Source organism: Streptomyces roseicoloratus (genome assembly GCF_004117935.1).
Lineage (GTDB): Bacteria > Actinomycetota > Actinomycetes > Streptomycetales > Streptomycetaceae > Streptomyces > Streptomyces roseicoloratus.
Window position 1 is genome coordinate 124,727 of sequence record NZ_SDOY01000140.1, and the last position, 7,405, is coordinate 132,131.

The 7,405-nt window shown below is 71.8% G+C and carries 6 protein-coding genes; 5 read left to right on the forward strand and 1 reads right to left on the reverse strand.

The window, feature by feature from the left end:
* The first annotated feature begins 58 nt into the window (after positions 1–58).
* The 4 genes from rocD (at position 59) to ESG85_RS22405 (ending at position 4,956) form a co-directional block, all read left to right on the forward strand.
* Positions 59–1,267 (forward strand): ornithine--oxo-acid transaminase, encoded by a 1,209-nt coding sequence (rocD, locus tag ESG85_RS22390; protein ID WP_128982024.1) that lies wholly within the window; start codon positions 59–61, stop codon positions 1,265–1,267.
* Between the two features lie 368 nt (positions 1,268–1,635).
* Positions 1,636–2,904 carry an ATP-grasp domain-containing protein gene (locus ESG85_RS22395; protein WP_128982025.1) on the forward strand — a complete coding sequence of 423 codons (1,269 nt, stop codon included), beginning with the start codon at positions 1,636–1,638 and terminating at the stop codon, positions 2,902–2,904.
* Entirely contained in the window at positions 2,901–4,154 is a 1,254-nt protein-coding gene (locus tag ESG85_RS22400) for an MFS transporter (RefSeq protein WP_128982027.1), read from the forward strand. Before ESG85_RS22395 ends, ESG85_RS22400 begins: the two co-directional genes overlap by 4 nt.
* Before the next feature lie 31 nt (positions 4,155–4,185).
* On the forward strand, positions 4,186–4,956 hold the full coding sequence (locus tag ESG85_RS22405; RefSeq protein WP_128982029.1) for an SDR family NAD(P)-dependent oxidoreductase: 771 nt from the start codon (positions 4,186–4,188) through the stop codon (positions 4,954–4,956).
* 142 nt (positions 4,957–5,098) lie between these two features.
* Here ESG85_RS22405 and ESG85_RS22410 read toward each other — a convergent pair whose 3' ends face one another.
* Positions 5,099–5,962 carry a class II fructose-bisphosphate aldolase gene (locus ESG85_RS22410; RefSeq protein WP_128982031.1) on the reverse strand — a complete coding sequence of 288 codons (864 nt, stop codon included), beginning with the start codon at positions 5,960–5,962 and terminating at the stop codon, positions 5,099–5,101.
* A 224-nt stretch (positions 5,963–6,186) separates the two neighbouring features.
* On the opposite strand from ESG85_RS22410, the gene ESG85_RS22415 reads away from it, so the two are divergent.
* Entirely contained in the window at positions 6,187–7,383 is a 1,197-nt protein-coding gene (locus tag ESG85_RS22415; RefSeq protein ID WP_128978222.1) for an IS110 family RNA-guided transposase, read from the forward strand.
* Positions 7,384–7,405 lie beyond the last annotated feature (22 nt).

Consider the following 7,405-nt stretch of genomic DNA (forward strand, 5'->3'; position numbering starts at 1 on the left):
GGGCCACCCCGTCAGTGCCACCGCACCCGTGATCAACCGCCGAAAGGTGAACCACGCCATGAGTACGAACGCGGACGCCACTTCCCCTCAGGAGCACGTCGCCCACGCCGAACGCTGGGGCGCGCACAACTACCACCCGCTGCCCGTGGTGCTCAGCCACGGGGAGGGCGCCTGGGTGACCGGGCTCGACGGCCGGCGCTACCTGGACTTCGTCGCCGGGTACTCCGCGCTCAACTTCGGCCACCGGCACCCCGAGATCGTCGCCGCGGCCAAGGTGCAGCTCGACCGGCTGACGCTGACCGGCCGGTCGTTCCACAACGACCAGTTCGGCCTGTTCTGCCGTGAACTGACCGAGCTGACCGGCACCGAGATGGTGCTGCCCGCCAACACCGGTGCCGAGGCGGTCGAGTCGGCCGTGAAGGTGGCCAGGAAGTGGGCGTACCAGGTGAAGGGCGTGCCGGACGGCACCGCCGAGATCGTGGTCGCGGGGGCGAACTTCCACGGCCGGACCACGACGATGGTCTCGCTCTCCACGGACGCGGCCGCCCGCAAGGAGTTCGGCCCGTTCACGCCCGGTTTCCGGGTCGTGCCGTACGGGGACGTCGACGCGTTGCGCGCGGCGGTCGGCGAGCACACGGCGGCGGTCCTCCTGGAGCCCGTCCAGGGCGAGGCGGGCGTGGTCGTCCCGCCGAAGGGCTACTTCGCCGAGGTGCGTCAGCTGTGCGACGACACCGCCACGCTGTTCGTCGCCGACGAGGTGCAGTGCGGTCTGGCCCGTACCGGCGCGACGCTGGCGCTCGACCACGAGGGCGTCCGCGCGGACCTGTACGCCCTGGGCAAGTCGCTGGGCGGCGGTCTCCTTCCGGTGTCCGCGGTCATCGGCCGGGCCGATGTCCTCGGCGTGCTGAAGCCGGGCGAGCACGGCTCGACCTTCGGCGGCAACCCGCTGGCGGCGGCGGTCGGCCGAGCGGTGGTGAGGCTGCTGGCGACCGGCGAGTTCCAGGAGCGGTCCCGGGAGCTGGGCGCGCATCTGCACGCGCGGCTGGGCGAGCTGGACAGCGTCGCCGAGGTAAACGGCCGCGGGCTGTGGGCCGGCGTGGAGATCGCGGAGGGCCGTCCGATGGGCCGGCCGGTGTCCGAGGCGCTCCTCGAGCGCGGTCTGCTGGTGAAGGAGAACAGGTCGCACCTGCGGATCGCGCCGCCGCTGGTGATCACCCGGGAGGAGATCGACCGCGGCGTCGACGCCATCGCGGAGGTGCTGGGCTGAGCCGTCGGGGAGCCGCCGGGCGCCGTCACGGGCACAAGGGACTGACGAACCGTCAGCAGGCTTGTGCCGTACGGCGGTCGCCCGGATCGGCGGGGCTCACCGTGGTAGCGTTGCGTCCGGTGATCCTTTACCACGAGGACCAGCATTCCCTCTGACCACCTGGCAGGGACGACCCGTCGGCCCGACCGCCGTCGGGGAGAGCCCGCGCCGCACGTCCCACCGTCTCGATCGCACGTGGACGGACACGAGGCCGCTGATCCTCCGTGCGGCGCACCGCGCGGAGGTGCCGAACTGATCCTTCCAGCGCCGTGACGCCATTCCCGACTCCCGGCGATCCCGCGGGTCGGCACGCGAGAGAAGGAGCCGCATTGTCCATCGATGTCGAACCCACCGGACGGCCCCGCGTCCTGGTCGTCGGCGGCAAGCTCAAGCTGGTGCGCAAGGCCCGCGAGCTCGGCCTCGACGTGGTCCACGCCCAGTACCCGGACGCGTACGACAGCGGCCACTGGCCGCACGTGGACCAGGCGCTGCTGCTCGACTACGGCGACATGGACCGCTTCCTGCCGCTGGCCCGGGCGTTACACGAGGTCTACCCGTTCCAGTCGGCGGTCGCCCTGTTCGAGCTGGGGCTGCTGCCGGCGGCCAGGATCAACGAGGCGCTCGGCCTGAACGGCGAGTCCGTCGAGACCGTGGAACTGCTCCTGGACAAGTGGCGGATGCGGCAGCGGCTCGCGGAGAAGGGCATCAGCCCGATGGCCTCCGCGGTCGGCCGGTCCGCCCAGGACGTACGGGACTTCGTCAAGGAGCACGGCCTCCCGATCATCGTGAAGCCGGTCCGGGAGTCGGGCAGCGTGGGCGTGTTCCGCGTGGACGACGAGGCCGGCGTGGAGGCCGTCGCCGCGCGCTACCGGTCGCTGGACGACGAGGAGTGGGCCGTCGGCGACCTGTTCAGCAACGACTCCTTCGACGAGTTCCTGATGGAGGAGTACCTGGACGGCCCCGAGATCAGCGTCGAGACGCTGAGCTTCGACGGCCGGCACGTGGTCTGCGCCGTCACCGACAAGGCCGCGTTCGGCGGCGGTTCCGGATTCGTCGAGCTCGGGCTCTCGCAGCCCAGCCGTCACCCCGAGGAGACGCTGGACGAGGTCCGGCGGCTGGTGGCGGACTTCCTCGACGCGATGGGGCTGCGCAACGGCCCGAGTCACACCGAGATCCGGCTGACATCGCGCGGCCCGCGGATCATCGAGTCGCACAACCGCATCGGCGGGTACGGCGTCAACGAGATGGTCGAGGCGGCGTACGGCGTCGACATGGAGCGCTACACCCTGGGCGTCAGGTTCGGCCTGGTGGAGCCGCTGACGGCCTCGCCGGAGCCGCTGGGCGGCGTGGCCCTGCAGGCCCTGACGCCGGAGCCGGGCCGGGTCGTGGAGGTCGGCGGCGTCGACGCCGTCCGCGCGGACCCGGCGTTCGTCGACCTCCACGTGAAGGTGAAGCCCGGCGACGTGGTGAACCCGCTGACCTGGAACGAGGACATCGGCGGCTACGTCATCGCGCGCGGCGCCGACGCCACCGACGCGATCGCCCACAGCAAGCGTCTCGCGGCGGCGATCCACGTGCGCACCGAGCCCGTCGCGTGAGCACCGCACCTCCGGACGAGCCCTCCGTCGCGGAACCACGGTTCCGCGACGCGTTGCGCACCCTGCCGGCCCGGGTGTGGATCGTCAGTCTCGGCATCCTGGTCAACCAGGTCGGCAACTTCCTGCCCGTGTTCATCGTGCTGTACCTGACCGCGCGGGGCTACTCCGCCGGGGCCGCCGGTCTCGTCCTGGGCGTGTCCGGTCTGGGCAAGGTGCTCGGCAACGCCGTCGGCGGCACCCTCGCCGACCGGATCGGGCGGCGCTGGACCATCGTGCTCTCCGCGGTGACCACCGCCGTCCTCACGGCGGTGGTGCCGTACCTGGCGGCGCTGCCGGTGATCATCGTCGTGGTCGGGCTCATCGGCGTGACCTCGCAGATCTACCGGCCGGCCGCGGCCGCGGTGCTGATCGACGCGGTGTCGAGCAACCAGGAACGGCTCGCGGCCTTCGGGGGGTTCCGCTTCGCGATGAACGTCGGCTCGGCGCTGGGCGGTGTCATCGGTGGTGTCCTCGCCGCCACCTCGTACGTCGAGCTGTTCCTCGGCAACGCCGTCGCGTGCCTGCTGTTCGGCGTGGTGATGGCGCTGCTGCTGCGCGACGGGCCCCGGTCCGCCGGGGAGCGGGAGGACGCGGAGACGAAGGCGGACCGGGCGGCCGGCTACCGGCAGGCGCTCGCCGACCGCGCCCTGGTGCGGTTCCTGGTGATGATCCTGGTGGCCGAGTTCGTCTACATCCAGTCGAGCGTCGCGCTGCCGCTGCACGTCGACGCCGTGGGTCTGAGCGAGCGCGACTTCGGTCTCCTCATCGGGCTCAACGGCCTGCTGGTGCTGGCGCTCGAACTCCCCATCACCGGCTGGGTGTCCCGCTACCGGCTGGAGTACGTCCTGGCCTTCGGCAACCTGGTCATCGGCGTCGGGCTCGCGCTGACCGGGTTCATGGACAGCATGCTGATGCTGGCCGGAACGGTGGTGCTGTGGTCGCTCGGCGAGATGATCTCGACCTCCGTCTCGCAGGCCTACCTGGGCAGCATGGCCCCGCCGCACCTGGTCGGCCGCTACCAGGGGCTGTACGGCGTCGCGTACACCATCGGCACGGGCGCGGGGCCGCTGATCGGCGGCGCCCTGTACGCGTTCAGCCCGTGGGGGCTGTGGACGCTGGTGGGTCTGGCCGGGCTGCTGGCCGCCCAGCTGTGCCTGCCGCGCCGCGGCGCGGCCCCGGCGGCGCCCGCGGTGAAGGAAGCGGATTCCTGATGTTCCGGAACGGATGGACAGGAGAGAACTCGTGAACGACTTCGCAGGACTCGTCGCGGTCGTGACCGGCGGCGCGTCGGGGATCGGCCTGGCCACGGCGAAGCTGCTGACCGGCAGGGGCGCCACGGTCGTCGCGCTCGACCTCAAGCCGGACGGGCTGCCGGACGGCATACCGGGCCTGGCCGTCGACGTCACCGACGACGCCCAGGTGAAGGCGGCCGTGGACGAGGTGGTCGAACGCTTCGGCAGGCTGGACGTGGTGGTGAACAACGCCGGGATCAGCGCGGTGGGCGACGTCACCGTGAACAGCGACGAGGAGTGGCTGCGCGTCCTCGACGTCAACGTGGTCGGCATGGTGCGGGTCGCCCGGCACGCGGTGCCGCACCTGCGGCGTTCGCCGTCCGCGGCGATCGTCAACACCTGTTCCATCGTGGCCTGGGCCGGGGTGGAACAGCGGGTGCTGTACTCGGCCAGCAAGGGCGCGGTGCACGCGCTGACGCTGGCGATGGCCGCGGACCACGTCCGCGAGGGCATCCGGGTCAACTGTGTCGCTCCCGGCACGGCGGACACGCCGTGGGTGGACCGGCTGATCGACCGCATGCCCGACCCGGACGCGGCCCGGGCGGCGCTCAACGAGTTCCAGCCGATGGGCCGGGTGGTGACGGCCGACGAGGTCGCGAACGCCATCGCGTACCTGGCCAGCCCGCTGTCCGGGTCCACGGTGGGCACGGTGCTGTCCGTGGACAGCGGCATGCACGGACTGCGGCTGCGCCCGCCGACCGACAAGGGCGGCAAGTACTGAACGAACGACGCGGCGGGTTCCCCGGTGACCACCACCGGGGAACCCGCCGCGCTCGTCGACCGGCCGCGCTCGTCGACCGGCCGCGCTCGGCGCGGCCCTGGGCCGTCTCTTCCGGATGCCGGCCGGGTCCGGAACGGACGCCCTATCCGCCGACCGCGGCCTCCCGTACGGACCCGGCCCCGAGGACGGCGAGCAGGCGGGTGACCTCCTGGGCCACCGCCGCGCGCCCGGCGCCCAGGTAGCCGCGCGGGTCGACCGCCGTGCGGTCCGCGGCGAGGGCGGCGCGGGCCGCCGTGGTGAACACCCGGTTCAGGTGGGTGGCGATGTTGACCTTGGTCATGCCGTGCTCGACGGCGGTGGTGAGGTCGCGGTCGGCGACGCCCGAGGAGCCGTGCAGCACCAGCGGCACCGGGACGCCGGCCCGCAGGGCCGCGATGAGGCCGAAGTCCAGGGCGGCGTCGCGGGTGAGCATGGCGTGCGAGGTGCCCACCGCCACGGCGAGGGCGTCCACGCCGGTGGCGGCGACGAAGGCCGCCGCCTCGGCCGGGTCGGTGCGGGCGCCGGGCGCGTGCACCCCGTCCTTGCCGCCGACCTCGCCCAGCTCGGCCTCCACCCAGACCCCGGCGTCGTGGCAGCGGGCCCGTACGGCGGCGGTGGCGCGGACGTTCTCCTCGTACGGCAGGGTCGAGGCGTCGTACATGACGGACGTGAAGCCCAGCGCCACGGCCTCGGCGACGAGTTCGGGCGAGGTGGCGTGGTCGAGGTGGACGGCCACCGGGACCGCGGCGGCGCGGGCGACGGCCAGGGCCGCCGTGCCGACGGGGGCGAGGGCGCCGTGGTAGCGGACGGCGTTCTGGCTGATCTGGAGGATCACGGGGGCGCCGGCCGCCTCCGCTCCGGCGACGATCGCCTCGGCGTGTTCGAGCTGGATGACGTTGAAGGCGCCGACGCCGCGTCCGGCGCGGACGGCGGGACCGACGACGTCGGCCGTCCCTACGAGGGGCATGGGGTGTCCTACCTTCTTCTTGGGTTGATCGGTCATTCGTAAGATCGATGGCCCAGGGGCTCTGGGTATGGCTGGCATGTGGCCGCCGTTGGATGGCTCAGGAGACTTGGCCGCCCGGAGTCCCGCGACGACTCGACCGCTAATTGGGAGACGCGACGCGATCGCTGTGTAGGACAACGTCGGCGAGGTCGTCTGCTGGGTTCACGCGCGACGAGTTGGTGGAGGTGGCTGTGCCCGAGATCTGGGCCGGAGTGGACATCGGCAAGGAACATCACCACTGCGTGGTGATCGACGCCCAGGGCAAGCGGCTTCTGTCGCGACGGGTCTTGAACGACGAGATCGAGCTGCTCCAGCTCACTGCCGACGTCCTGGAGCTGTCGCGCGACGTGCTGTGGGCAGTGGACATCAACCACGGCGGAGCCGCGCTCCTGCTCGGCCTGCTGGTCAGCCATGACCAGCACATCACCTACATCACCGGACTGGCCGTCCATCGTGCCTCGGCCGGCTACCGGAGCCAGGCCAAGACCGACGCGAAGGACGCCTTCGTCATCGCCGACCAGGCCCGCATGCGCACCGACCTCGGGGTCCTGCGGCCCGGCGACGAGATATCCGTCGACCTGCGCACCCTGGTCAACCGCCGCACCGATCTGGTCTGCGACCGGACCCGGCAAATCAACCGTCTCCGCGCTCAACTCCTTGAGATTTTCCCCGCGTTGGAGCGTGCCCTGGATCTGACCAGGAAGGGGCCGGTCGTGCTGCTGACCGGCTACCAGACCCCGGCCGCCATCCGCCGCGCCGGAACCTCGCGCATCACCACCTGGCTGAGGAACCGCAAGGTCTACGGCAGTGCGGCCTTGGCCCGGACCGTCGTGGAGGCGGCCGAGGCCCAGTTCACCGCGCTGCCCGGCGAGAAGCTCGCGGCCACCATGGTGGCCCGCCTGGCGAAGGGGGTGATGGCCCTCGATGAGGAGATCGCTGAAGTAGAAGCCCTGATCGAGGCCCGGTTTCGCGAGCACCCGAGCGCCAAGGTGATAGAGAGCCTGCCCGGCATGGGCACCATGCTGAGCGCGGAGTTCCTCGCCGCCACCGGCGGTGACATGGAGGCCTTCGGCACCGCGGACCGCCTGGCCGGCTACGCCGGCCTCGCACCCGTCCCCCGCGATTCCGGACGCGTCAGCGGCAACCTCCACCGCCCGCGCCGCTACCACCGCGGCCTGCTCCGTGCCTTCTACCTCTCCGCCTTCGCCAGCCTGCGGACCTGCCCTGCCTCGAAACGGTTCTACGAGCGCAAACGCGCCGAAGGCAAGGGGCACAAACAGGCGCTGCTGGCACTCGCCCGTCGCCGGACCAACGTCCTGTGGGCCATGATCCGCGACGGAGCGTGCTACCAAGCCACACCACCAGTCACAGCAGTGGCTTGACAACGTCATTGGGAAGTCTCCT